The organism is Methylobacterium sp. D54C (assembly GCF_053345595.1).
Window position 1 is genome coordinate 45293 of record NZ_JBKFAK010000003.1, and the last position, 23431, is coordinate 68723.

A 23431-nucleotide genomic window follows, 5' to 3' on the forward strand; every position below is an offset into this window, starting at 1 on the left:
GACGAACGCGTTCTCCTCACGGGGTCGATGAGCTACGTTCAGCCATGACGATGCGGAGATCGCTTCCCCCCCTCGCGGCGCTCCGGGCCTTCGAGGCGGCCGGGCGCCGCCTGAGCTTCCGCGCTGCCGCCGACGAGCTGGGTGTCACGGCGACCGCCATCAGTCATCAGATCCGGCTTCTCGAGCAGATCCTGGGGCTGCGTCTCTTCCACCGCGAGACGCGCCGGGTCCGGCTGACCGCCGAGGGCACCGTTCTGCTGCCCGTGCTGCGCGACGGTTTCGACGCGTTCGCCCGAGCCATCGAAGAGATCCGCGGCCGGCACGCGGCCGGCGTTCTCACGCTCTCGGCCCCGACCGCCTTCGTGGCGAAGTGGCTCGTGCCTCGGCTTGCCGACTTCCGGGCCGCGCATCCCGATTGCGATCTGCGACTGCACGCGTCCGACAGCCTGTTCGACTTCGCCCGCGACGGCGTGGACGTCGCCGTCCGATACGGGCCCGGTCCCTATCCCGGCCTCGACGCGCACAGGCTGGTGGTCGACCGAGTCGCACCCGCTTGCAGTCCGCGTCTCGCCATTCGATCCAAGAGCGATCTGGCCCGCCACCCCCTGCTGCACTTCGAGTGGCCCGACCTGACCGACGAGACGCCGACCTGGCCGGCTTGGCTGCGGAAGGCCGGGATCACCGATATCGATGGCGGTGCGGGCATTCGCTTCAGCGACGAAGGCCACGTCATCCAGGCCGCGATCGCCGGTCAGGGTATAGCGCTGGTCTCGGTCGTACTGACCGCCGACGACCTGGCGAGCGGCACGCTGATTCAACCCTTCGGGCCCGTCCTCGACGCGCACCCCTACTGGGTCGTCCACCCGCGACATCCGGCCCAGGCGGGACGCATCGGGGTGCTGATCGACTGGCTGCGCAACGCAGCCATCCGGTGACGCGGGACCATGTGGCGAGGTCTGTATGAAGGTTCGCGAGCGGCCATCCGCCGGCGGTTCGGCAATCTTTGTTCGGGGCGGGACCCGGCATCTCGACAATGATGCGGCGACCGTCCGAAGCGTTGGCCCAAACTCCCCGCTCGATCGCAGTGCTCGTCGTGGAGCGAAATTTTCGCCGATCGCCGGTAAATCTCGGCGGCATAGCAAGCCTAAATCCAGTGTCCGGTAAAACCGAAGCTTAAGTCGGAAGGACAGGCGATGCTGTGTCGTAAAGGCTTGCATGAAGACGTTCGACGGGGCCTGTTGCAAGCCCGTCAAGGCAGTCAACGACGAAGGAGTGCGAATCTGAGATCTTTCGCGATCGATCGCCATCGTGGACGGCCGTTGTGAACCGCCCGATAGGTTCCGCCGGCGACACGTGCCGACAGGCCCTGGAGCGCCTCTAGGCGCGTCTCAGTTCGATAGATCGCTTCGCGCTTCTCGAGCTGGTCAAGCGCGCTGCGAAAGAAAGCGGCCGCCCTTGCCCGATCGAAGAGTGGAAAATGCTCAGCCGTCGCTTCCGGAAGCCGTTCGACGATATCGATCATGGCGGTCGTGGCTTCCCTGTAGGGATCCAAGCCCCCAGCTACCGTCCTCCGACCCGCGCTCCGCTCGCGCTCACCGTGTCCGAACAGATTATGGGCGTGCTGCCGATAGCGGACCAGGGGTACATCGATCTCGACGGTCTGACCGACGACTTGCGCCAGGAACATTACCCAACGGTCGTGAGCGATCATCTCGCTGGGGACAATGAAATCGATAAAACGGTCATCGACATCCCACAGATCCAAGAGTTCCCGTCGAAAGACGATCGAAAATCCGAAGAACGTCAACCACGGATCGTAGGTGAGCGGTTTTCTGAGGCCGGTACGATGAATGCCTTGCCGAAAGACGCCAAGCTCGCGATTGCTGGAGTCGATAGTGATGGCCGTATGGGCGATCATCGAGACGCTGCGATCGTCCAGATAGGGCGAGCAAAACTCGATCTTCTTCGTGTCCCAGATATCGTCCTGATCGCAGAAGGCGACGAATTTTCCACGCGCCAACCGAGCGGCTCTCAAGAAATTGCTTCGAAAGCCGAGCGCGGGCACGTTCTCATGGATTTTGAACTCGATTGCGCTGCCGCAAGAGAAATTTCGGACAATTTCCAGCGTGTTATCCGTAGATGCGTCGTCGGAAACGATGATCTCAAGAGGATGTACTGTTTGTCCGACGAGAGTTTCGAGCTGTTCGCGGATAAATCTCGATCCGTTATGCGTGGCAAGAACAACAGAAACACCATGTTCATATCGCATGATGATGTCCTGACGAAACGGATTGCTATCTTCTGCGGTCGGAGCAACAATCAGACCATCTCTCGGTCACGGGTGGCCTCTCGAGTTCTTGCTATCGAGTGAGCGCGTATTCATTTGGGGCCACAGTCTTAATCGAACGGACTTGGATGCAAATAAATGAACGGAGCTGTGGCGGCCGAAGCAGATATTTTGCTCCATTCTCTTGGTAAGATGCCGACCAAGAACGTCTTTCTTGAACTCGAGAGTGGCGCTTTGCGCCGACGCGGAGGCTGTTGATTTATCATCTTAGTCGTCGGTACTGTCTATAGCCTTCGCCACAAAAAGCAAGAGCGCTAATGAAGTTCTTGTTCTGCACGTTCCGATCATTGACCTGTACCCGCCGGGGGCCGGAAGGGATATCGACGCGGCCGGATGACGGCGTGCGCTCCGACAGATCTGCGACGCCGAAGCTGACCGGCGGGAATCCACGCCACGTTGCCGACTCGCAAGCTACCCAACCCAGGCGTTCGGAGAGCGGTCGTTGCCTGCCGAAAGCCGCCACTTATCGATCGTCCAGCAACCTCGGATTGAAGGCGCGGTTGGCATCCCACTAAGGAATCCCATTCGCCCCGTGGTCTCGGTAGCCGGATCGAGCGAGAAGGCGATCATGATAGGCCGAGACGGCGGGATAGCTCGGGCGCTCCATTGGCGTCATGCGCCAACGGTTTACGGACAAGCCGAGAACGACATCCGCCAACGTGAAGGCTCCTCCGGTCACATAAGCTCCGGTTGAGGAGAGATGGTGGTCAAGGATCCCCATATTCGCGTTCCAGGCCTCGACCCCCGCCACTATCCGGTCTGGATCGGCGTAGGCCGGATCACGACGAACGAGGCCGAGGAAAGCCGCCCGCCAAGACGCGTTCAACTCGGTCGCTTGCCAGTCCATCCATTGTTCAACCAGAGCGCGTCCACGTGGGTCAGCAGGGAGCAGATCCGTCCGAGTGGCGCTCGCAGCGAGGTAGCGGCAGATCGTATTTGACTCCCACAAGGCCCCTGCCGCGTCTTCAATCACGGGCACGAGGCCGTTCGGGTTGCGAGCCAGAAATTCCGGGGTATCCGTTGCTTGGAAATCGCTGCCGTAGTCCTGGCGATCGTAATCCAATCCGATCTCGGCACAGGTCCAAAGCACCTTGCGAACATTGATCGAACTGGCCTTGCCGAGAATGCGGATCATGGGAGCGGGTTAGCCAACGCTGGAATGATGAAGAGACGACCACAGAGGGCGTGGTTGCATCTTCCACCCGCGGAGTTAACCGCCCTTGTCTCAGGTGCGCAAAGCGGATGCAGCGAGCGACCTCGAGAGGATCTCGAGCGATGTCCACGGCTACGCCCGCTTCGATGCGTCCACAATCCAGATGCGGTCGGGCAGGGAACCATCCATTTAAGACGTTGGGGAGAGCCATGCGCCGCGGCAGAAGCTGGCCGAAAGATGCCGGTCTGCTCCGGAGTGAAACTGCCGGAAAAGTCGACACCTCCTGTCGCGCGTCGTCAGAACACCGCGTGGTCGCCGCGCTCGGCGACCGCCTCGCCACGGACCACGCGCGCATAGTAGTCGAAGAGCGTCTCCGATCCCGTCGACGGAGTGGCCTGGGCATCGTATCGCCCGGTCGCCGGGTCCAGGACGAGCATGGACTCCGTCGCGTAGTAGCGCCCGATCCGCGCGAGTTCGGCCTTGGCGGCCAGGGCCGGTACCCATCGGCCCATCGTCGTCAGAACGGCGACGATCGCGTCCAGCAGCACGACCGGAATGTGCGTGAAGCGCGGTTCGCGCCCCAGAAGGGCGAAGAGCCGCTCGCCCTGCGCGCGCGGCGTGATCGCCTCGCCCGGGCCGCCGATCGGCAGAACGCGATTGCGGCGGTCCCCATCGTCGAGGCAGTCCGCGAGATAGCGGCCAAGGTCGTCGTCGCTGATCGGCTTGCAGGCCGTCAAGGTCCCGTCCCCGAACACCAGAAATGGCTTGCCGCGTTTCACGCGTTCGATCTGTCCCGAGAGCGATTTGAAGAAGGCGGTGGGCCGAACGATCGTGTAGTCGAGCCCCGATGCGATCAGCTCTGCCTCGAAGGCGCGCTTGGCGCGCTGAAAAGCGAGGATCGGCTTCTGGACGCAGATCGCCGACAGAAGCACGACATGCGTGACGCCGGCCGTGCGGCCCGCGTGCAATGCCTCGACCTGCGCGCCGTAATCGATCGCCCAGGCATCGTCGGGCAGCCCCGTGCGCGAGGCGAGGCACGACACCAGGGCGTCGAAGCGTTCGCCGCGGATACCGTCGCGCGCCAGCGACACCGTGTCGGTCAGATCCACGATGCGCGCGGTAGCGCCTGACGGGATTGCGGTTTCGGCAGGGCGCCTGACGAGGCAGACGACCTCGTGGCCGCGCGAGACCAGTGCCCGAACCGTTGCCCGGCCGATTGTGCCGGTCGCTCCCAGGAAGAGGACACGACGCGGCTTCACACCGTCCGGTCGATCCGGTTTCATGATCGCTTCATCACGACGTTCAACCATCCTAGCGCGACGGCGACGCTTGCGCTGCCCCGTCGAACGGCGAAAGCGTAGATACGACGGGATCCGCAGAATGATCCGCGTCAATCTTGACGTTCAGCTGCGCGAGACCGCCTGTCCAGTGTCGACCCTTGGCCTGAGGTGGCTTCCGCTCTCCACCCCCGGCAGTCGCGAAGCCGGACGGTGCGAACCCTGTAAGTGCGCAACCGGCAGTTCGCTCACTTGCGTCGCGCAACGCGGGGTGCGCAACGCGAACTTGCCGGCGCCCTCCCTGACGAGCCCGCGCTACGCCGCAGGAAGGTGGCGGGCGGGTTCGGCACGCGCCAGCGGGGCAGTTCCAGCGCGCCTTCGAGGAACCGTCGGCCGCGGACAGGACGCCGGCGCGGGCCGGGAGCGGGGTGGCGAAGAAGGCCGAGAATCTGGCCAAGCGGATGCCGGACGCCGGATGCCGGGCGCAGCGGCGCCGAAGGTGGTGGCCGGCGGTGAGACCGGCGAGGCGGAGAGCGTCACGATTTCCGGTCAGTGGGGTACAGATCCCCGACGACGTCGCCGACAGCCTGCATGGCTGATCGTTAGCCGCGCCCCTTGGCCGCGAACCCCCAGACCGGCCGTCTCGAGAACGGTCTCTTCGTCTCGCGATCGGCTTCGAGCCGGTCAACGCGAGGGCGATTCGAACGGCACCACCGTCGCCATAGGCTGAACGATTCCGGTCGTCGCTACACTGACCGGTCGACCAAATGTCTGTGCCCAACTCAACTGAATGACGCTGATTCTTACTTGTCCGACAGATCGTCTCCGAGATATCTCACTACGTCGACGTTTAGAGAAGCCGATCCAGCGCACGACCGGATGCGCGCACTTGTTGCGTGAACCAAGCGATTGCCCGATTTGATACCGAACGCGGGTCGAGCACTTGCACTTTTGTCTCACGATGCACATGGGATGCGGTTCCTTCCGGCGGCAGTGAGGGGCCACTGCAGAATTCAGCCGGACGAGCTGGATCTATATTTCCATACGCTGAGCCTCGATGTCGGCCAGATGATAATTCAGTAATAATTTACCCGTCGATGATGATATAACATTGTTCGATTGAGCTGGAATCGCGGCCAATGCGCGGGCCTGCAACTAAATAACGTCGCGTGGTGATACATTCGAGCGCGAATGGTGGTCTCGCGCAGGCGAAATGCTCGACGGTCCCGCGACGAACTCTTTATTTCTGGACCAGCGAGAAGCCTGCTCAGATCAGTCACCCTCGGGGTGCACCGGGATGCGCACCGCCGTTGCTGCCCCCCTCGATAGCGCTGTCGCCGAGGGAACAGGCTGCGGGTGAGGTCAGGCTGACCGGTTTTCATCGCTGCGGGCTGATCCGAGCGTTTACCGATCAGCCGCGTTTCGGTCACCGACGGCGACACCGGGGTGATCTGCGGGACCCGCATCCGCCGTCGGACTGGAAGCGTGCCGATTGCGCCAGTGGCGTCGAGACCGGCCGGAAATGGAGAAGCCCGCGGCGCCCACGGCAGCGCTCACGCGGGCTGTCTGCGCGATCGAGGGCGACATCCCGCGCAAGGGCGACGAGATCGACCAGCTTCCCGGAAGCAGGGACTACGACCGGACCGTGATCGACACGGGCTCCGGGGAGCGCTTACTCTGCCGCGAGGTGGAGGCCGCGGGCTGGCGAACGGCGCGCGGGTGATGGACGCGCCCGTCCCTGAACTTCCCTCGACATCAACCGTTCCTGTGCCACAGCAATCGCAGGGACGACTTCATGACTCGCACGCTCGCGGCGCTCGCAGGAGCCTTGTCCATCGCCCTGGCCGCGCCGGTCTCAGCGCAAACGGTGACGGGCGGCGCGGGAAACACCGGGGTCGCCCCGCCGGCGACAACCGGAGGTGCCGGCTCGGGTGCCCGGGATCTCGGACCGAGCCCGGTCACCCGTGGAAATGAGGCCAACCCGAGCAACTCGTCGATCCCGGGCACGACGCCGGGCGTCAACATTGGCGGCACCCCCACGAGTGGGCCGCCCGGCACTGGCGGCACGTCGGGCGGCCCGTCGCTCGGTCGGTAAGCCCGCTCGGCCCCGCCCCGATCTGCTCACGGGGCGGGGGAGCGCCTGATCTCACCAGCGTGTGAGCCGAGCCGATACGCAACGCGGCCCGGCGGCAGGTTCGCGGCCCGCGGTTACCGGGCGGTATCCCATGCACCGAAAGCAAGTGTTAAGATTACCGTTCTATATGTCTGACATCGCATTGCGTTCCGATGTTGACCATGACCCTCGCGCTGTTGGCCGTCCTGATTGCCGGGGCGCTGTGTCTCGGAATGATCTCCGCGTTCCTGCCGTTTCAGCGTCCGCGCGAGGAGATCGAGTTGGCAGAGTTCACCGACGACGAATTCTTCGACATCGGCGGCCCAATCATCGATTTGCAGGCGACGCGCTAGGGGCGCTCGACACGGCATCGCCATTCATCGGTCGGCGGGGCATCGAGGCGCGCCACGGCGCGCCGGGCAGGTCAAAGCGAGAGGTGCTTCGTGGACCCCCAGCCATTCACCATCGACACCGAGGCCCTGGCTCAGACGTACCTGATCGATCTCCTCAACAATCCGAAGAACCGGTCGATGAGCGAGATCGCGAGGCACTGTGCCCTGCGGGTCCGCAACCCGAAGATCAAGGCGTTCTTTCTGACCGAGGGCGCGAAGATGCTCGCCGAGATGAAAGCCTAGGGGCGAGACAAGAAGGCTCCGACCGGCGAACCGGGCGGCCCGTCCGGATTCGAGCCCCGGCGGGCGTGCAGCGGCAGCGAGAACGTCCCGCGCGACGGTGCCGTCGGGTCTGAAGGCAGTAGTCTCGAGGGCATGCCGAGGCCCGGTCGACGCGTGGGCAGGCGGGACGGTTTAAACCTCCGACGAGGACGGCGCCCGGCCTGCGTCCAGGCTGACCTGACCGGCCGCCTTCGGACCGAGCTGATCGAGAGGATCTGCCAGGACCGGAGGAGCCGGACAGGCGGCGCGGTCGGACGACGCGCGCGGAGCAGGTCGCGCCGAAGCTGCACCAGATCGAGGTGCAGGCAGCCCGGGGCAAGAACTTGGCGCATGCGTGCGCGGAAGCGGAGATCTCTGAGCAGAGTGCCTCTCGCTGGCGCAAGGCGTACGCCGGTCTCCGAGTCGATCAGGCTCGGAAGATGAAGGATCCAGACCGCGAGAAGGCTCGGCCGCGGCGGCTCGTGGCCGATCTGACCTTGAAGAAGCAGATGTTGGCGGACGTGGCGGCCGGAGCCTCGTAGCATCCGAGCGACGCCGCTAGGCGGTTGCAGATATCCGGGAGAGGTACGGTCTTCCGGAACGCCACGCCTGCCGGACCGTCGACCAGCGCCGCGGCACGCGACGCGATGTACCCTCCGTGTCGGCCGAAGAGGACGCGTTGACCCCTGCCATCATCACCCTGGCATCCGAGTGCGGGCGCTGCGGCTGCTGCCGTGTCACCGCACTGCTGCGAGCGGATTGCTGGCAAGCGGGCCAGGATCGGGTTCAGCGCATCGGGCGTCGCGAAAGGCTCGAGGTTCCGCAGAATCCCTTTGACCAGGGAGGGCGTGACGACCGCGTGTCGCGACGGCCGGGAGATCGGCGCTGACACAGGCAACACCCCGGGCTTCGAGGACCTCGCGTGGGCCCCGGGCCTCGCCGACCGCCGGCTCGGGATGCGCGGCCCGATTGTCCAAGAAAGCCTCGCTTGGCAGACGGGAAGGCCGTTGACGATAGATGACGATCATAATAGATTATGAGCGTCATATCGAACCGTCGAGGGTCCGCGGGGGAGCCGGCGATGGATGCGGGCTGGTCATCGTACGCACCGGCCTGGCCGGCCCGGATTTCCGTGACCCTGAAGCCAGCCTTGGTCCAGGCCACCGAGGTCGTGCCGGCCGCGGGGATGGTCGAGGGTAGCGGCGCCGAGATCGAGGGCCTTGGGCAGTTCGGAGGCCCCACCGGCGTGACGATCGTCGACGCCAACATCCGGGTCTCGGATGGCCGGCCGGGGCTCCTGTCCAATCCCCCCGAAGCCGGACGAGGGGGCCCGATCTCCCGAGTTCGCTCCTCGGGCATCGCGTAGCCGGCCGCCGAAGCTGTCACGGACGAGGAAGCCTTCATGGACATCAGGACGCGCCGACTGCTGACGGCCCCTCTCCTGCCGACGCTGGCCCGGATGGCCGTGCCGAATGTCGCGGTCATGGTCGTCCAGACCTCCATCGGCCTGATCGAGACCTACTTCGTCGCTGAGCTCGGCACCGACGCCCTCGCCGGAATGGCGCTCGTCTTCCCGGTGGTCATGCTCGTCCAGATGCTGTCCGCGGGCGGCATGGGCGGCGGCATCCAGTCGGCGGTCTCGCGCACCCTGGGCGCCGGTCGGCAGGACGCGGCGGGTCTGCTCGCGTGGCACGCCGCCGCCATCAGCCTCGGCCTCGGCGCGGTGACCAGCCTGCTCGCCTTGACCCTGGGACCGCGCCTCTACGCGGCGATGGGCGGTACGGGTGCCTCGCTCCGGGCCGCGACGGCCTACGCGACCGTCGTGTTCGGCGCCGCGATCCTGATCTGGCTGTTCAACGCGCTGGCGGCGGTGATCCGTGGGACCGGCAACATGGCGCTCCCGGCCGGCGTGACCTGCGCCGGGGCCGTCCTGCTGATCCCGCTCTCGCCCGCGCTGATCTTCGGGTGGGGGCCGTTCCCCCGCCTCGGGGTCGTGGGCGGCGGTGTCGCCTTCGCCGCCTACTACGCCGTCGGCGCCACCCTCTTCGCCGCCTACATCTGGTCCGGCCGGGGTGTCCTGCGCCCGAGCCCTCGTCCGCCGAGGCTGACCTGGGCGCCGTCCCGCGAGATCCTGCGCGTCGGCCTGCTCTCCGGCATCGCCAGCATGACCTCCAACGTCACCGTCATCGCCGCGACCGGCTTCGTCGGGACGGCGGGACCGGCGGCAGTGGCGGGGTACGGGACCGGCGCGAGGCTTGAGTACCTGCTGGTCCCCCTGGTGTTCGGGCTCGGCTCGCCGATCGCCGCCCTCGTCGGGACCGCCCTCGGGGCCGGGATGCACGCACGCGCCCGTCAGGCCGCGCTGACCGGCGCCCTCGTGGCGGGTGTCCTGACGGAGGCCATCGGCCTCACGGCCGCCCTCCATCCTGCCGGGTGGCTCAGCCTGTTCGGGCACGATCCGGCGATGCTCGCCACCGGCTCGACCTACCTGCGCGTCGTCGCACCCTTCTACGGATTCTTCGGGGCCGGCCTCGCCCTCTACTTCGCGGCCCAGGGGGCCGGGCGTGTCGGCTGGCCGCTCGCCGCGAGCGTCCTTCGGATGGCCGTGGCCCTGGGGGGAACCTGGATCGCGGCGAGGCTCGGGCTGGGCTTGACCGGGATGTTCGTCGCCCTCTCGGCCGGCTTCGTCGCCATGGGCCTCGTCAACGCGACCGCCTTCGCGACCGGCCGGATGTTCCTGGCGGAGCCCGCGCCGAGCACATCCCCTGTTCCGCCAAGCCTCACGGCGGCCGCCAATTCGGGACGCTGAGACGGGGCCTGCGACGCGGACGAGGCCGATGGGTGCCGGCGCCTCCGAGGCGAACGGCGTCCGCGTCCCGGGGCCGCGTCTCCTTCGGGATGAGCGGGGCGCCCGCCCATCTCGAGGCGACGGTGCTGGGAGCACCCGAGGAGCAGTTCGGCAGGATCCTCGAACCGACCGACCCGCGCTCGCGATCCGTGACGGAGATCGCCGATGAGTCCTCCGAGACCCTGGACCGGATTGGCGAGGCCCTCGGATCTGGCTTGCTTTCAAAAATGATGATCATAATTTATATTGGGTTGCAGCGGGCAAGGTGCCGCGTGGATCGGAGGGCGATATGAGCAAGGGCAGCATCAAGACCGCGGTGGTCACAGGCGCCTCGTCCGGCATCGGGCTGGAGACGGCGAAGGCCCTTCAGGCTGCGGGCTACCGCGTATTCGGGACCAGCCGGAGGGCGTCTCCGGCCGTGGACGGCGGGATGGCCACCATCGTCTGTGACGTCACCGATGAGAGATCGGTCACTGAGATGGTCGAGACCGTCTTCGGCGAGACGGGGAGGATCGACCTCCTCGTCAACAACGCCGGCTTCGGCATCAGCGGCGCGGCCGAGGAATCGTCGGTCTCGCAGGCTCAGGCCATGTTCGACGTGAACCTGTTCGGCGTCATCCGGACGACCCGCGCCGTGCTTCCCCTGATGCGCGCGCAGAAGGGCGGCCGGATCGTCAACGTCAGCTCTGTTCAGGGCCTGATCCCGGCCCCCTACATGGCGCTCTACGGCGCCAGCAAGCACGCCGTCGAAGGCTACTCCGAGTCGCTGGACCACGAGGTTCGTGGGCAAGGGATCCGGATCGTGCTCGTCGAGCCCGCCTTCACCCGGACGGCCTTCGACCGGAACCTCGTGCGCCCCGACGCGCCGCTCGGCATCTACGAGGCGGAGCGCGCCGGTCGAGACCGGTTCCTGAGCGAGGTCATGAAGTCCGCCGATGCGCCCGAGGTCGTGGCGAAGGTCATCGTCGAAGCCGCCACCGCGACGAGCCCGAAGCGCCGTTACACGGCGGGCCCCAAGGCGAGGCAGGTCAGCCTGCTGCGCCGCTTCGTGCCGGCCACCGCCTTCGACAAGAGCTTCCGCAAGGAGATGCGCCTCCCGCAGGTCCCGTGATGACGAGTCCGGAGAGGTCGCGGATGCGGCGCGTGTCGGCGTGCAGGGGTTGAGATCGGCCGGGCGCCAGCGCCGTCGATCCTGACCCTCCGCGCTGCGTCGCGCGATGGCGAGTTTGGGCAGCGCGGAAGGGAGTTCTCACCAGGCACACCGACAGCACCCGCAGTTCCGCACCGCTTCGTCGACGTGTGGTGGGATGATCCGATCTGGCCGAGGCAGGGCGAAGCCTGGACGGCCGCGCCTACCTGCGGGCGCTGAAAGTCGGGGAGGCGCGCCTCCGCCGCCGGCCGCGCTGCTGGGGATCCAAGTCGATCGCTTCGTCAGAGAGCTCGGCGGCCTCGTGAAGCGCCGAGACGGTCGGGTTCGAGGCCATGGGCTTCGGCGACCCTGCGCCGCCAAGAATGCACCGACCGAGAACAGACCGTGGGTGGCTCTGGTGGTCCATAGTGCCCACGTGAACCGCGCGTTCCGCCTTTGCTCGCGGACTGACCAGCGATCGTTCCAGGACAGAGCCTTGTTGCCCAAAGGCTTGAATGGTCGGAGTGGCGGGATTCGAACCCACGACCCCTAGTCCCCCAGACTAGTGCGCTAACCGGGCTGCGCTACACTCCGACGCCGCTAGGGCTCGCGGCTCTTAGCCTCCGCGCCGCGCCCGCGCAAGCCCTTCGGCGCGCGCGGGCCGCGCGGATGTGCTGGCTCTCGCGGGTCAGGCCCGCTACGGGGAGGCCTCGCCCCCGCGATTGCCAGAGGATCATGACGGACCGACCGATCGCCTTCGATCTCACGCGCCTCGTCACGCGGCTGCGCCACGCGAGCCCGTCGGGCATCGACCGCGTCGACCTCGCCTACGCGCGCGCCTATCTCGGCCGGGCGGAGACGGGCGTCGGCGTCGTCTCCACGGCGTTCGGGCCGCGCATCCTCGACCGCGCGCAGGCGCTGGAGATCGTCGAGGCCGTGGCGGCCGGCTGGGTCGAGGATCGGGACGCCGCGTCGGACCCGGTCTACCGGCGGCTCGCGTCCCGCTGCGGCGATCCCGCCGCCGCGCCGCCGCCCGTCACCGCACCACAGGCCGGGTCCACCGACCGGCGGCGGATCCAGGCGCGCAAGACCGTCGACATCGCGCTGCGCGGCCGGTCGGTCGCGATCCTGCCCCGGGACGCGCTCTATTTGCACACCTCGCACCTGCGCCTCGACGACCCGCGGCGGTTCGACTGGCTCTATACCCGGCGGGACGTGCGGGCGGCGTTCTTCGTCCACGACCTCATCCCGATCACCCACCCGGAATACGGCCGGTCCGGTGAGGCTGACCGGCACCGGGCGCGCCTGCGCACGATCGGGCGGCACGCGTCCGCCATCCTGGTGAACTCGGAGGATACCGGCCGGCGCACCCTCGCGCATCTCGCCGCCGAGGGGTTCGGGCGGCCGCCGGTGGCCGTGGGCCATCTCGGGGTCGAGGCCGCCTTCGGCCACGCCGGGCCCCGATTCACCCCCGACCGGCCGACCTTCCTGGTCTGCGGCACCATCGAGTCGCGCAAGAACCACCTGCTGCTGTTCCAGATCTGGCGGCTCCTGGCCGAGCGCCACGGGGCGGCGGCACCCCGGCTCGTCGTGGTCGGGCGCCGGGGCTGGGAGGCGGAGAGCGCCATCGACATGCTGGAGCGCTGCCCCGGCGTGCGCGCCCACGTCATCGAGGCCTCGGGATTGTCGACCCACGGTCTGGCGGCGCTGATGCGCAGCTGCACCGCCCTGCTGATGCCGTCCTTCACCGAGGGCTACGGCATCCCCGTCGTCGAGGCCGCGGCCTCGGGGCTGCCGGTGATCGCCTCCGACATCGCCGTCCACCGCGAGATCGCCGACGGCTTCGCGCTGTTCCGCGATCCCCTGGACGGTCCGGGCTGGATCGAGGCGATCGAGGCGCTCGCGCGGCCCGACGGGTCGCTCCGCGCCGAACTGGCCGGCCGTCTGGCCGGGTACCGGCCGCCGGACTGGCCCGCGCATTTCGCGGCCGTGGCGCCGACCCTCGCGGCGCTCTGACAGGGCCCCCGATCCGCGCCGGGCCGGGCCTCCTCGGCCGCCTGCCCGCCGGCCGACGGTCGCGGGCGACGGTCGCGGGACGACGACGCACGTTGCGCCGCCGGGGTCTGACGAATAAGGAAAAGCGTCAGTCAGCCAGCCTGGCCGAGAGCGGGCGGAACGGAGATCCTGCCGATGCGGGTGGTCGACCTCGATCGCGAGACGGTCAAGCAGGGGCTCGATGACGGCTCGATGCTGATCATCGACGTCCGTGAGCCGCACGAGTACGAGGCCGGGCACATCCCCGGCGCCGTCTCGCACCCGCTCTCCGGCTTCGACCCGCAGGCGGTCGCGGCCCTCGTCGCCGAGGACGGCCGGCGGGCGGTGTTCTCGTGCGCCTCGGGCGTCCGCTCGGTCCATGCGCTCATGGCGGCGCAGAATGCCGGGCTCGACCTCGCCGAACACTACAAGGGCGGTTTCAAGGACTGGTACAGCGCGGGCGAAACGGTCGCCTGATCTGCCGTTTCAATCCGGCTCGCGGGACCGTGATGTGCGTTCGCGCACAAGCAACACCGTCGACCGCGGGTTACGGCGCACCCGCGGCGGAACAATCGTCAAGCTCGGCGCGACCGGACGGTCGGCCAACGGACAGCAGGACCCGATGCGCAGCCGGCTTCCCAGCCTACTCACCGTCTTGTCAGGCCTGATCGCGGCTCTCGCGGCAGGCCCCCTCGCGACTCCGGCCCGCGCGCAGGCGCCGGGCGGCCCGCCGCCCAAGGTCACCGTGGCCAAGCCCGTGGTGCGCCAGATCGTCGAGCAGGATCAGTATACCGGCCGCTTCGACGCGATCGATTACGTCGAGGTCCGCGCCCGCGTCACCGGCTACCTTGAGAAGATCAACTTCGTCGACGGCCAGACGGTGAAGAAGGGCGACGTCCTGTTCGTGATCGACCGGCGCCCCTACAAGGCGGCGCTCGAGCAGGCCCAGGCGGCCCTGGCCTCCGCCAAGGCGCGCCAGTCCTTCTCGCAGACGGACCTGGAGCGCGCGCAGACCCTGTCCCGCAGCGGCAACATCTCCGAGCAGGTCACCGACCAGCGCCGGCAGGCCTCGCAGACCGCCCAGGCCGACGTCGACAGCGCCCAGGCCGCCCTCAACAACGCCCAGCTGAACTACGACTTCAGCGAGGTGAAGGCACCGATCAACGGCCGCATCAGCCGCCGCCTGGTGACCGAGGGCAACATCGTCAGCGCCGACCAGACCATGCTGACGACGATCGTGTCCCTCGACCCGATCTATTTCAGCTACACCGTCGATGAGAAGTCGTTCCTCAAGTACCAGAACAGCCTCGGCATCGGCATGGGCCAGACCCAGCAGGGCAAGGGCGTGCCGATCCTGATCGCCCTGTCCGGCGAGGCGAAGCCCACCCGCAAGGGCACGCTCGACTTCGTCGACAACCGCGTCGACAACGCCACCGGTACGATCCTGCTGCGCGCGACCGTCCCGAACCCCGACCTGTTCATCAAGCCCGGCCTGTTCGGCATCGTCTCGATGCCGGCGACCAAGCCGTTCCAGGGCATCCTGCTGCCCGACGACGCCGTGGCGGCCAATCAGGACAAGCGGATCGTCTACATCGTCGGGCCCGAGAACGTGATCCAGCAGAAGGACGTCGTGCTGGGACCGAAGGTCGACGGCTACCGGGTGATCCAGTCAGGGCTGAAGGGCGACGAGACCGTGGTGGTCAACGGCCTGTCCCGTGTCCGTCCGGGCGCGAAGGTCACCCCCGAGACGATCGAATTGCCCCCGAGCAAGACCTGAGCCCCCGGGGCTCGACACGAACGCCTTCGTGCGCGCCGCGCGGCGCGCCCCGCACCGACGACGCAGGGCCCTGTCCGGGAGACCGGCGGGCCTCAGAGGTTTGACCGATGCGTTTCGCCCATTTCTTCGTCGACAGACCGATCTTCGCGTCCGTCACGTCGATCGTCTTCCTGATCCTCGGCTTCGTGGCCTACGAGAGCCTGCCGGTCTCGCAGTACCCCGAGATCGTGCCGCCGACCGTGACGGTGCGCGCCTCCTATCCGGGTGCCAACGCCGAGACCGTGGCCGCCACGATCGCGACGCCGATCGAGCAGGAGGTCAACGGCGTCGACAACATGCTCTACATGACGTCGTTGTCGACCAACGACGGCAACATGCTGCTGACCGTGACCTTCAAGGTCGGCACCAACCTCGATATCGCGAACGTGCTGGTGCAGAACCGGCTGTCGGTGGCGCAGCCGCGCCTGCCGCCGGACGTGCGCAACCTCGGCGTCACGGTCCGCAAGGCCTCGCCCGACCTGATGCTGGTCGTGCACCTGCTCTCGCCGAACCGGACCTACGACCAGAACTACCTCGCCAACTACATCTACCTGAACATCCGCGACGAGCTGCTGCGCCTCGACGGCGTCGGCGACATCACGATCTTCGGCGGTAACGAGTACGCCGAGCGCGTCTGGGTCGATCCCAACAAGCTCGCCGCCTACGGCCTCTCGGTCACCGACGTCACCGCGGCCCTTCAGGAGCAGAACGTGCAGGTGGCCGCCGGCCAGCTGAACGGCCCGCCGGCGGCCAAGGGCGAGGCGTTCCAACTCGTCGTGCAGTCGCAGGCGCGGTTCAAGACGCCCGAGCAGTTCGCCGAGGTCATCATCAAGGCGCAGGACGGGCGCCTCGTCCGGGTCAAGGACATCGCCCGCGTCGAGATGGGCCAGAAGGACTACACGACCAACTCGTTCCTCAACGACACGCCCGCGGTGGGTATCGGCGCCTTCCAGAGGCCAGGCACCAACGCCCTCGACGCGGCGGCGTCGGTCAAGAAGGTGATGGAGGAGGTCAAGAAGAACTTCCCGCCGGACGTCGAGTACCGCATCGCCTACAACCCGACGGAGTTCATCGAGGAATCGATCCACGAGGTCTACAAGACGCTGTTCGAGGCGGTCGGCCTCGTCGTCATCGTGGTCCTGGTGTTCCTGCAGAGCTGGCGCACCGCGATCATCCCGGTGATCGCGATCCCGGTCTCGCTGATCGGCACCTTCGCGGCGATGGCGGCCTTCGGCTTCTCGCTGAACAACCTGACCCTGTTCGGGCTCGTGCTCGCCATCGGCATCGTGGTCGACGACGCCATCGTGGTGGTGGAGAACGTCGAGCGCAACATGGCCGAGGGCCTGTCGCCGGGCGACGCCGCCCACAAGACCATGGACGAGGTCGGCGGCGCGGTCATCGCCATCGCGCTGGTGCTCGCCGCGGTGTTCGTGCCGACGGCGTTCATCCCGGGCATCTCGGGCCAGTTCTACAAGCAGTTCGCGCTCACCATCGCGGCCTCGACCCTGATCTCGGCCTTCAACTCGCTGACCCTGTCGCCGGCGCTCTGCAAGCTGCTGCTGGTGCCCCACCACGCCCGCAAGGAGCCGAAGTTCTTCCTGACCCGGTTCGTGAACTGGCTGGCGAACGGCTTCAATCGCGCCTTCGACGCCACGTCGAACGCCTACGGCCGGACGATCCGGGTGCTCACCGGCGGGATCGTGGGCTTGGGCGTGATGCTGCTGGTCTACGCCGCGGTGATCGCTGGCACGCTCCACCTCGCGCAGACGACCCCCACGGGCTTCATCCCGGACCAGGACCAGGGCTACCTGATCGGCGTCGTCCAGCTCCCCTCCGGCTCCTCCCTCGACCGCACCACGGAGGTGTGCCTGCGCGCCGCCAAGCAGGCCCGGACGGTCGACGGCGTGGCCAACGCGGTGATCATCGCGGGCTTCGACGGCGCGACCTTCACCAACACGACCAATGCCGGCGTGATGTTCCTGACCCTCAAGGGGGCGAAGGAGCGCGCGGAAGTGGGTCGGAGCGCGGCCGTCATCACCGGCGACGTGCTGAAGGCCACCTCGGACATCCAGGAGGCGCGGGTCATCGTCATCCCGCCCCCGCCCGTGCGCGGTCTCGGCAACGGCGGCGGCTTCAAGATGCAGATCGAGAGCCGCCAGTCCTCGGATATCGGCCCGCTCATGGCCGCCGCCGGCGAGGTGATCGCCCAGGCGAACCAGAGCGCGGACGTGCAGCGCGTCTTCACGACCTTCGACAACTCGACGCCGCAGCTCTTCCTCGACATCGACCGCACCATCGCGCGGATGCTGAACGTGCCGCTGGCCAACGTGTTCTCGTCGGTCCAGGCGGATCTCGGCGGCACCTACGTCAACGACTTCAACACCCTGGGCCGCATCTACCAGGTGCGCCTGCAGGGCGACGCGGCGTTCCGCACGTCGGTGCAGGACATCTCGCAGATCAAGGTGCGCTCCTCCACCGGCGCCCTGGTGCCGATGGGCACCCTCGCCTCGGTGCGGGACGTGACCGGTCCGCAGATCGTGCAGCGGTTCAACCTGTACTACTCGGTCCCGGTGCAGGGCGTGGCCAAGCCCGGCGTCTCCACCGGACAGGCGCTCACCGCCATGGAGGAGATCGCCAAGAAGGCGCTGCCCGACGGCTACTCGTACGACTGGACCGAGATCGCCTACCAGCAGAAGGCGGCGAGCGGCACGGCCGGCGCGGTCTTCGCCCTCGGCGTGCTGCTGGTCTTCCTCGTGCTGGCCGCGCAGTACGAATCCTGGGCGCTGCCGCTCGCGATCCTGCTGGTGGTGCCGACCGGCGTGCTCGCCGCGCTCGCGGGCGTGCAGTTCCGGGGGCAGGACAACAACATCCTGACCCAGATCGGCCTGATCGTGCTCATCGGCCTCGCGGCGAAGAACGCGATCCTGATCGTCGAGTTCGCGCACGACATCGAGCAGCGGGAGCATCGCGGCCCGGTCGAGGCGGCGGTCGAGGCCTGCCGTCTCCGCCTGCGACCGATCCTGATGACCGCCTTCGCGTTCATCCTCGGCACCCTGCCGCTGGTCGTGGCGACCGGCCCCGGCGCCGAGATGCGCCAGGCGCTCGGCACCGCGGTGTTCTTCGGGATGATCGGCGCGACCTTCTTCGGCCTGTTCCTGACCCCGGTCTTCTACGTGGTGATCCGCCACTTCTCGATCTGGCTCGGCCGGTTCCGGAAGAAGCACACGCACGGCGATCCCGGCGGCGCGGCCCCGGCCCACGGCTGACGGCACACGCCCCCCGGGTCGCGGAACGATGGAAGCCGCGCCGGATCCGCGAGGATCGGGCGCGGCTTCCGCGCGACGGGCGGGGGCGCCCGGTGTAGAGGCTCGCGGCATGCACGCCCTCGGTCGCCTGATTCTCGGGGCCTTCGCCCTCCTGCTCGCCGTCCCGACGGGTCTCGCGGTCCTGGTCCTGGCGCTGCTCGTCGACCCGGCCGCGCAGGCCTGGCTGTCCGGCGGGGCGCTCGCCGGACTCGACATGGCCCTGTCGGACCTCTCGGCCGGGCTGCCGCCGGAGGGGCTCGCCCTGCTCCTCGCCGGCCTCGCCAAGGCGCTGTTCGCGCTGCTGTTCGTGCCCCCGGCCGTGATCGGCCTCGGTGGTGAGATCCTCGGGCGCCGCGGCCTGCTGTGGTACGGCGCCGGCTGCGGGCTGCTCACCGCCGCCCTCCCCTGGCTGGCGCGCGGCGCGCTCCGGTCCGGCGGCGCCCGCGACGCCGCCCTCCTCGCGGGCGAGGCGCGCCTGACGCTGATCCTGTTCGCGGTCGGTGCCAGCGCCGGCCTGGTCTACTGGCTGGTCGCCGGGCGCGGCGCGGGGCTCGTCCGGGGCGGGCATCGCCCCGAGGGGACCTGACGCCGCCCGGCACGTCGCCCTTGGCCGCGGACACGCGGGCGCGCTACAGGGGAGCCGCCACGACACGGTTCCCGATGCTCGCCCTCCGCTCTCTCGCCTTCAACGTCTGCTTCTACGCCGTCACGACGGTCCTGGCCTTCGCCGGCCTGCCCATGCTGGTCTCCGGCCGGTCGGTGCTGCGGCTCGCCCGCGCCTGGGGGCGGATCACCCTGTGGCTCCTGCGGGTCGTCGCGGGAACGCGGGTCGAGTTCCGCGGGCTGGAGAACATCCCGGCTGGCCCCCTGCTGGTGGCGGCCAAGCACCAGTCGGCCCTGGAGACGCTGGCCCTCTGCACGGTGCTGCCGAACTTCGCCTACATCCTGAAGAAGGAGCTGCTGCTCATCCCGCTGATCGGCTGGTACCTGTCGCGCAGCGGCATGGTGGCGATCGACCGGTCGAAGGGCAGCCGGGCCATGAGCCTGATGAACGCCGCCGCCGGCGCGGCGATCCGGGACGGCCGCCAGCTCATCATCTTCCCCGAGGGCACCCGGCGTCCGGTCGGGGCGCCGCCCGCCTACAAGCAGGGGCTCTCGCACCTCTACACTGCCCTGAACGTGCCCTGCCTGCCCGTGGCGCTGAACACCGGCCTGTTCTGGTCGCGCAACAGCCTCGTGCGCCGGCCGGGCCGGGCGGTGATCGAGTTCCTGCCGCCCATCCCGCCGGGCCTGCCCCGCCAGGAGTTCCAGGCGCTGGCCCAGGAGCGGCTCGAGACGGCCTCGAACGCCCTCGTCGAGGGCGGCCTCCAGGGCCTCGCGGCCGAGGGGCACGCTGTGCCGGCCGACGAGGCGCCGGCCGCCGCAGACGCCCGACGCTGAGCCGTTCGCGAGCGCGGTTTTCCGCGTCGGACCGGCGCCCGGCGGCTTGTGGATAACGGGCATCGTCGCCACATCTCGCTCTAGGAACGTCGCCCTTGACGCCTGTGGATATCGCGCGTTAGGTTAGAACAAATGGCGAACAGAAGAGCCCTGTCCTGGTCGGCCGCGCTCCGCGACCTGAAGGACGATCGCACCCGGAGGCAGGATGTGCGTGAAGAACGCCTCAAGACGACCGCGGGTCTGCGCGGCTCCCCCGCGCTCCCGCTCTCGGCCTGGCGCGGCCGCTCCGGCCGGCGCTACGTGGTCGGTGTCCACCCGGCCGGCGGCTTCGACCTCGACGAGATGGCGCAGGCCGTGGTGATCGCTGTCCGCCGGGACAACGCCGGCATCGCCGAGATGGTCTCGGTGGCGAGTTCCAGCGAGAGCCCGCGCGACCATCTGCGCCGGACCTGGCTCGACCGTGTCCGCCGCCGGGGCGCCACCGAGATGCACGTCCACCGCCTCGCCGAGAACGAGGCCGAGCGGACGGCGATCGTCGAGGATCTGCAGGTCGACACCGTCGAGCCGGCGCAGGTCTGATCGGGAACGCGCCGCGCGCGGACGGATCGCGTCCGCGGCGGTCGACCCGTGGCGGTGCTGCCCCAGTTTCGCCCCTTGCGTGGCCACAAGCCGGGGTCACGATGTCCCCGCGGGGACGGGTCGGGGAGCGGAACGCATGGTGCAGGATCGGACGCGGCCGGAGGGTGCCGCTGAGACAGCTCCGGTACGGGGCGCGCGGCGATCCCGGCGGGGGCTGTTCCTGCCCTACATCCTGCTCGCCCTCGTGGTCGTGGGCTGGTCGGCCGGCTGGCTGTGGATGCGGGAGCGCGCGGCCAGCGAGATCGACGGCTGGATCGCCCGCGAGGCGACCGCCGGACGCACCTGGACCTGCGCGGACCGATCCCTCGGCGGCTACCCGTTCCGCCTGGAGCTGCGCTGCAGCGCCGTGACCCTCGAGCGCGCCGACGGGCGCTTCCGGCTCGGCCCGAGCACGGCGGTGGCGCAGATCTACCAGCCCCGCCTGGTCGTCTTCGAGAGCGCGGGCCCGTTCCACGTCGAGCAGGGCCCGCTGACCGGCGACGCGTCCTGGACCGCGTTCCAGGGCAGCTTCCACGGCGCCGCGGGGGGCTTCAGCCGCGCGTCCCTGGTCGTCGACAAGCCCGACATCACCGTGAAGGGCGCCGAGCCCGGCCCGATCGCGGTCTCGGGGCGGCATCTCGAGCTGCATGCCCGGCCGAGCCCGGGCCGCTTCGACTCCGACGGCGCCGTGGATGTCAGCCTGCGCCTGAACCAGGCGGCGGTACCGCAGCTCGACGCCGTCACTGGAACGCAGGATCCGGCCGATCTGGCCCTGGACGCGACCCTGACGCAGGCGACCGTGCTGCGCACCGGGACGGTGGCGCGCGAGCTGGAGCGCTGGCGTCAGGCGGGCGGCGCCCTGGACCTGACGGCCCTGTCGCTGGCCAAGGGGGCGCAGCGCGTCCAGGCGAAGGGCAGGCTCGCCCTCGACGCCGCCCACCGGCCCGCCGGGCAGATCGACCTGCGGGCGGCCGGCGTCGACGCGCTGGTCGGCAGCATCGTCGGCCAGCGCTTCGGCTCGGACCGGGGCGCCCTGGTAGGCCAGCTGGTCGGCGGGCTCCTGGGGCTGGCCCAGCGCCCCGGCCCGGACGCGCCGGCCGACGGGACGCCGCTGAAGGCGCTCCCGCCCCTGCGGCTCGTCGACGGCAAGCTCGTCTTCAGCGGCTTCCCGATCCCGAACGTCTACGTGCCGGCCCTGTACTAGGCGAGCGGCCCTGCCGGCCGGCACTGCCGGGTGGGCGGTGCGGGCGCGACCGGTATGACCGCTCGGCGCGCCGCGGGCCTGCTCGTCGGTGCGGGATCGGCTATAGGAGGCCGATGGCCTCCTCCCCGTCCCCGACCCGCGTGAAGATCTGCGGGCTCAGCACCGAAGCGACCCTGACCGCCGCTCTGGAGGCCGGGGCGGACTGGATCGGCCTCGTGCACTTCCCCCGCAGTCCCCGGCACGTGGCGCTGGCGGGGGCCGCCGCGCTGTCGGCCCTGGCCCGCGGCCGGGCCGAGCGGGTCATCCTGCTCGTCGATCCGGACGACGCGCTTCTCGCCGCGTCCGTCGAGGCGGTGGATCCGGATCTGGTCCAGCTCCACGGCCGGGAGAGCCCGGAGCGCGTCGCGGCGATCCGTGCCCGGACCGGGCGGCCGGTGATGAAGGCGCTCGGCATCGCGACGTCGGCGGATCTCGCGGCCCTGCCGGCCTACGCGGCGGTCGCCGACCGGATCCTGCTGGACGCCAAGGCGCCGCCGGACGCCGCCCTGCCGGGCGGCAACGGCCGGCGCTTCGATTGGGAGATCCTGCGCGGCGCCGCGCTCCCGCCCGGGACCATGCTGTCGGGCGGACTGGATGCCGGAAACGTGGCCGACGCCCTCGCACGCACGGGGATCGGCGCCGTCGACGTCTCGTCGGGGGTCGAGACGGCGCCCGGGGTGAAGGATCCGGCGAAGATCGCGGCCTTCGTGGCGGCCGCGCGCGGCCGGCGCTGAGGGGGCCGCCTCAGCGCGGGGCCGGCAGGGCCGTCCGGCCGGTATTCGGGACCGTGTAGACGCCCGAGGTCTCGGTCTCCGGCGCGTAGGCCCGCAGGCGGGTCGCCTCGCGCTCGTGCCGGACGGCCTCGCGGCGGTGATAGCGCGCCCGCGCGCGGGTCTTGCCCTGGCCGAGCCACGTGAAGATGCCGCCCACCACGATGCCCAGGGCCACCGCGCCGAACAGGATCGCGTAGAGCGGGAGATCGACGCTGAAGACCGGCGCGTCCACGTTGAACGGATCGAAGGAGAGCCGCACCGGCGCGCGATTGGCCACCGCCAGGAGGATCACCAGGGCGGCGATCGGCAGCAGCACGAGGCTCTTCAGGAAACGGATCATCGCGCTCACAGGTCCTTCCTACTCGGCGGCCGAGGCATTCTCGCCGATCCCGGCGGCGTTCAGGCGCTGGCGCATCTCCTTGCCGGTCTTGAACACGGGGATCGCCTTCTCGGACACGGCAACGGCGGCACCCGTGCGCGGGTTGCGTCCCCGGCGCGCCTCCCGGCGCTTGACCGAGAAGGCGCCGAAGCCGCGCAACTCGACCCGGTCGCCGCGGGCCAGCGCGTCGGAAATGGTGTCGAGGATCGCGTTGACCAGGATCTCCACGTCGCGCTGGTAGAGATGCGGGTTCTGCTCGGCGATCTTGAGGACGAGCTCCGACTTGATCATGGCGTGGGATCT

21 protein-coding genes, 1 tRNA gene and 2 pseudogenes are annotated in these 23431 nt (G+C 68.9%); 17 read left to right on the top strand and 7 right to left on the bottom strand.

The window, feature by feature from the left end; all coding sequences use genetic code 11:
• The first annotated feature begins 44 nt into the window (after window positions 1-44).
• Window positions 45-935: a transcriptional regulator GcvA gene (gcvA, locus tag ACLBYB_RS09255; protein WP_447698600.1), complete on the top strand. Its 891-nt coding sequence runs from the start codon at window positions 45-47 to the stop codon at window positions 933-935.
• A 323-nt stretch (window positions 936-1258) separates the two neighbouring features.
• Here the strand turns inward: gcvA and ACLBYB_RS09260 are convergent, their stop codons facing one another.
• The 4 genes and pseudogenes from ACLBYB_RS09260 to ACLBYB_RS09275 form a co-directional block, all read right to left on the bottom strand.
• The gene (locus ACLBYB_RS09260) at window positions 1259-2269 is read right to left on the bottom strand and encodes a glycosyltransferase (RefSeq protein ID WP_447683490.1); all 1011 of its coding nucleotides are present in this window, start codon (window positions 2267-2269) and stop codon (window positions 1259-1261) included.
• Between the two features lie 589 nt (window positions 2270-2858).
• Complete coding sequence (locus tag ACLBYB_RS09265; RefSeq protein ID WP_447683489.1) at window positions 2859-3482, bottom strand: glutathione S-transferase family protein; 624 nt, start codon at window positions 3480-3482, stop codon at window positions 2859-2861.
• 314 nt (window positions 3483-3796) lie between these two features.
• Window positions 3797-4783 carry an NAD(P)H-binding protein gene (locus tag ACLBYB_RS09270; protein WP_447698601.1) on the bottom strand — a complete coding sequence of 329 codons (987 nt, stop codon included), beginning with the start codon at window positions 4781-4783 and terminating at the stop codon, window positions 3797-3799.
• Window positions 4784-5079: 296 nt separating this feature from the next.
• Window positions 5080-5265: pseudogene (locus tag ACLBYB_RS09275) on the bottom strand (hypothetical protein); the annotation flags it as partial.
• Window positions 5266-6299: 1034 nt separating this feature from the next.
• Here ACLBYB_RS09275 and ACLBYB_RS09280 point away from each other — a divergent pair.
• From ACLBYB_RS09280 to ACLBYB_RS09310, 7 genes and pseudogenes are all read left to right on the top strand, one after another.
• Window positions 6300-6500 carry a nuclease gene (locus ACLBYB_RS09280; RefSeq protein ID WP_447698602.1) on the top strand — a complete coding sequence of 67 codons (201 nt, stop codon included), beginning with the start codon at window positions 6300-6302 and terminating at the stop codon, window positions 6498-6500.
• 572 nt (window positions 6501-7072) lie between these two features.
• Window positions 7073-7243: a hypothetical protein gene (locus tag ACLBYB_RS09285; RefSeq protein ID WP_170855082.1), complete on the top strand. Its 171-nt coding sequence runs from the start codon at window positions 7073-7075 to the stop codon at window positions 7241-7243.
• Window positions 7244-7333: 90 nt separating this feature from the next.
• Entirely contained in the window at window positions 7334-7525 is a 192-nt protein-coding gene (locus ACLBYB_RS09290) for a hypothetical protein (protein ID WP_447698603.1), read from the top strand.
• 254 nt (window positions 7526-7779) lie between these two features.
• A pseudogene (locus tag ACLBYB_RS09295) lies at window positions 7780-8366 on the top strand (IS3 family transposase); the annotation flags it as partial.
• Between the two features lie 309 nt (window positions 8367-8675).
• Window positions 8676-8909: a hypothetical protein gene (locus tag ACLBYB_RS09300; protein WP_447698604.1), complete on the top strand. Its 234-nt coding sequence runs from the start codon at window positions 8676-8678 to the stop codon at window positions 8907-8909.
• 36 nt (window positions 8910-8945) lie between these two features.
• Entirely contained in the window at window positions 8946-10352 is a 1407-nt protein-coding gene (locus tag ACLBYB_RS09305) for an MATE family efflux transporter (RefSeq protein WP_447698605.1), read from the top strand.
• A 328-nt stretch (window positions 10353-10680) separates the two neighbouring features.
• Complete coding sequence (locus ACLBYB_RS09310) at window positions 10681-11502, top strand: oxidoreductase (protein WP_427509048.1); 822 nt, start codon at window positions 10681-10683, stop codon at window positions 11500-11502.
• 534 nt (window positions 11503-12036) lie between these two features.
• On the opposite strand, the gene ACLBYB_RS09315 is transcribed toward ACLBYB_RS09310, so the two are convergent.
• Window positions 12037-12114: transfer RNA gene (locus ACLBYB_RS09315), tRNA-Pro, on the bottom strand.
• A 141-nt stretch (window positions 12115-12255) separates the two neighbouring features.
• Between ACLBYB_RS09315 and ACLBYB_RS09320 the strand changes: the two genes are divergently transcribed.
• The 9 genes from ACLBYB_RS09320 to ACLBYB_RS09360 all read left to right on the top strand — a co-directional run bounded on the left by ACLBYB_RS09320 (window position 12256) and on the right by ACLBYB_RS09360 (window position 22710).
• The gene (locus ACLBYB_RS09320; protein WP_447698606.1) at window positions 12256-13536 is read left to right on the top strand and encodes a glycosyltransferase family 4 protein; all 1281 of its coding nucleotides are present in this window, start codon (window positions 12256-12258) and stop codon (window positions 13534-13536) included.
• A gap of 174 nt (window positions 13537-13710) precedes the next feature.
• Window positions 13711-14031: a rhodanese-like domain-containing protein gene (locus ACLBYB_RS09325; protein ID WP_427509070.1), complete on the top strand. Its 321-nt coding sequence runs from the start codon at window positions 13711-13713 to the stop codon at window positions 14029-14031.
• A 145-nt stretch (window positions 14032-14176) separates the two neighbouring features.
• Complete coding sequence (locus tag ACLBYB_RS09330; RefSeq protein WP_091676637.1) at window positions 14177-15331, top strand: efflux RND transporter periplasmic adaptor subunit; 1155 nt, start codon at window positions 14177-14179, stop codon at window positions 15329-15331.
• Between the two features lie 107 nt (window positions 15332-15438).
• Complete coding sequence (locus ACLBYB_RS09335) at window positions 15439-18636, top strand: efflux RND transporter permease subunit (RefSeq protein ID WP_447693507.1); 3198 nt, start codon at window positions 15439-15441, stop codon at window positions 18634-18636.
• A 109-nt stretch (window positions 18637-18745) separates the two neighbouring features.
• Window positions 18746-19261 (top strand): hypothetical protein, encoded by a 516-nt coding sequence (locus ACLBYB_RS09340; RefSeq protein ID WP_447698607.1) that lies wholly within the window; start codon window positions 18746-18748, stop codon window positions 19259-19261.
• Window positions 19262-19335: 74 nt separating this feature from the next.
• A complete protein-coding gene (locus tag ACLBYB_RS09345; protein WP_091976381.1) occupies window positions 19336-20115 on the top strand; it encodes a lysophospholipid acyltransferase family protein in 780 nt (259 codons plus the stop codon).
• A gap of 132 nt (window positions 20116-20247) precedes the next feature.
• Window positions 20248-20694 carry a hypothetical protein gene (locus ACLBYB_RS09350; RefSeq protein ID WP_012319408.1) on the top strand — a complete coding sequence of 149 codons (447 nt, stop codon included), beginning with the start codon at window positions 20248-20250 and terminating at the stop codon, window positions 20692-20694.
• 136 nt (window positions 20695-20830) lie between these two features.
• Complete coding sequence (locus tag ACLBYB_RS09355) at window positions 20831-21937, top strand: DUF2125 domain-containing protein (RefSeq protein WP_447698608.1); 1107 nt, start codon at window positions 20831-20833, stop codon at window positions 21935-21937.
• A gap of 113 nt (window positions 21938-22050) precedes the next feature.
• Window positions 22051-22710, top strand: a complete 660-nt coding sequence (locus ACLBYB_RS09360; RefSeq protein ID WP_447698609.1) for a phosphoribosylanthranilate isomerase — start codon at window positions 22051-22053, stop codon at window positions 22708-22710.
• A 10-nt stretch (window positions 22711-22720) separates the two neighbouring features.
• Here the strand turns inward: ACLBYB_RS09360 and ACLBYB_RS09365 are convergent, their stop codons facing one another.
• Complete coding sequence (locus ACLBYB_RS09365) at window positions 22721-23089, bottom strand: LapA family protein (protein ID WP_026604778.1); 369 nt, start codon at window positions 23087-23089, stop codon at window positions 22721-22723.
• Between the two features lie 18 nt (window positions 23090-23107).
• Window positions 23108-23419 (bottom strand): integration host factor subunit beta, encoded by a 312-nt coding sequence (locus ACLBYB_RS09370; RefSeq protein ID WP_012319412.1) that lies wholly within the window; start codon window positions 23417-23419, stop codon window positions 23108-23110.
• Window positions 23420-23431: the final 12 nt, after the last annotated feature.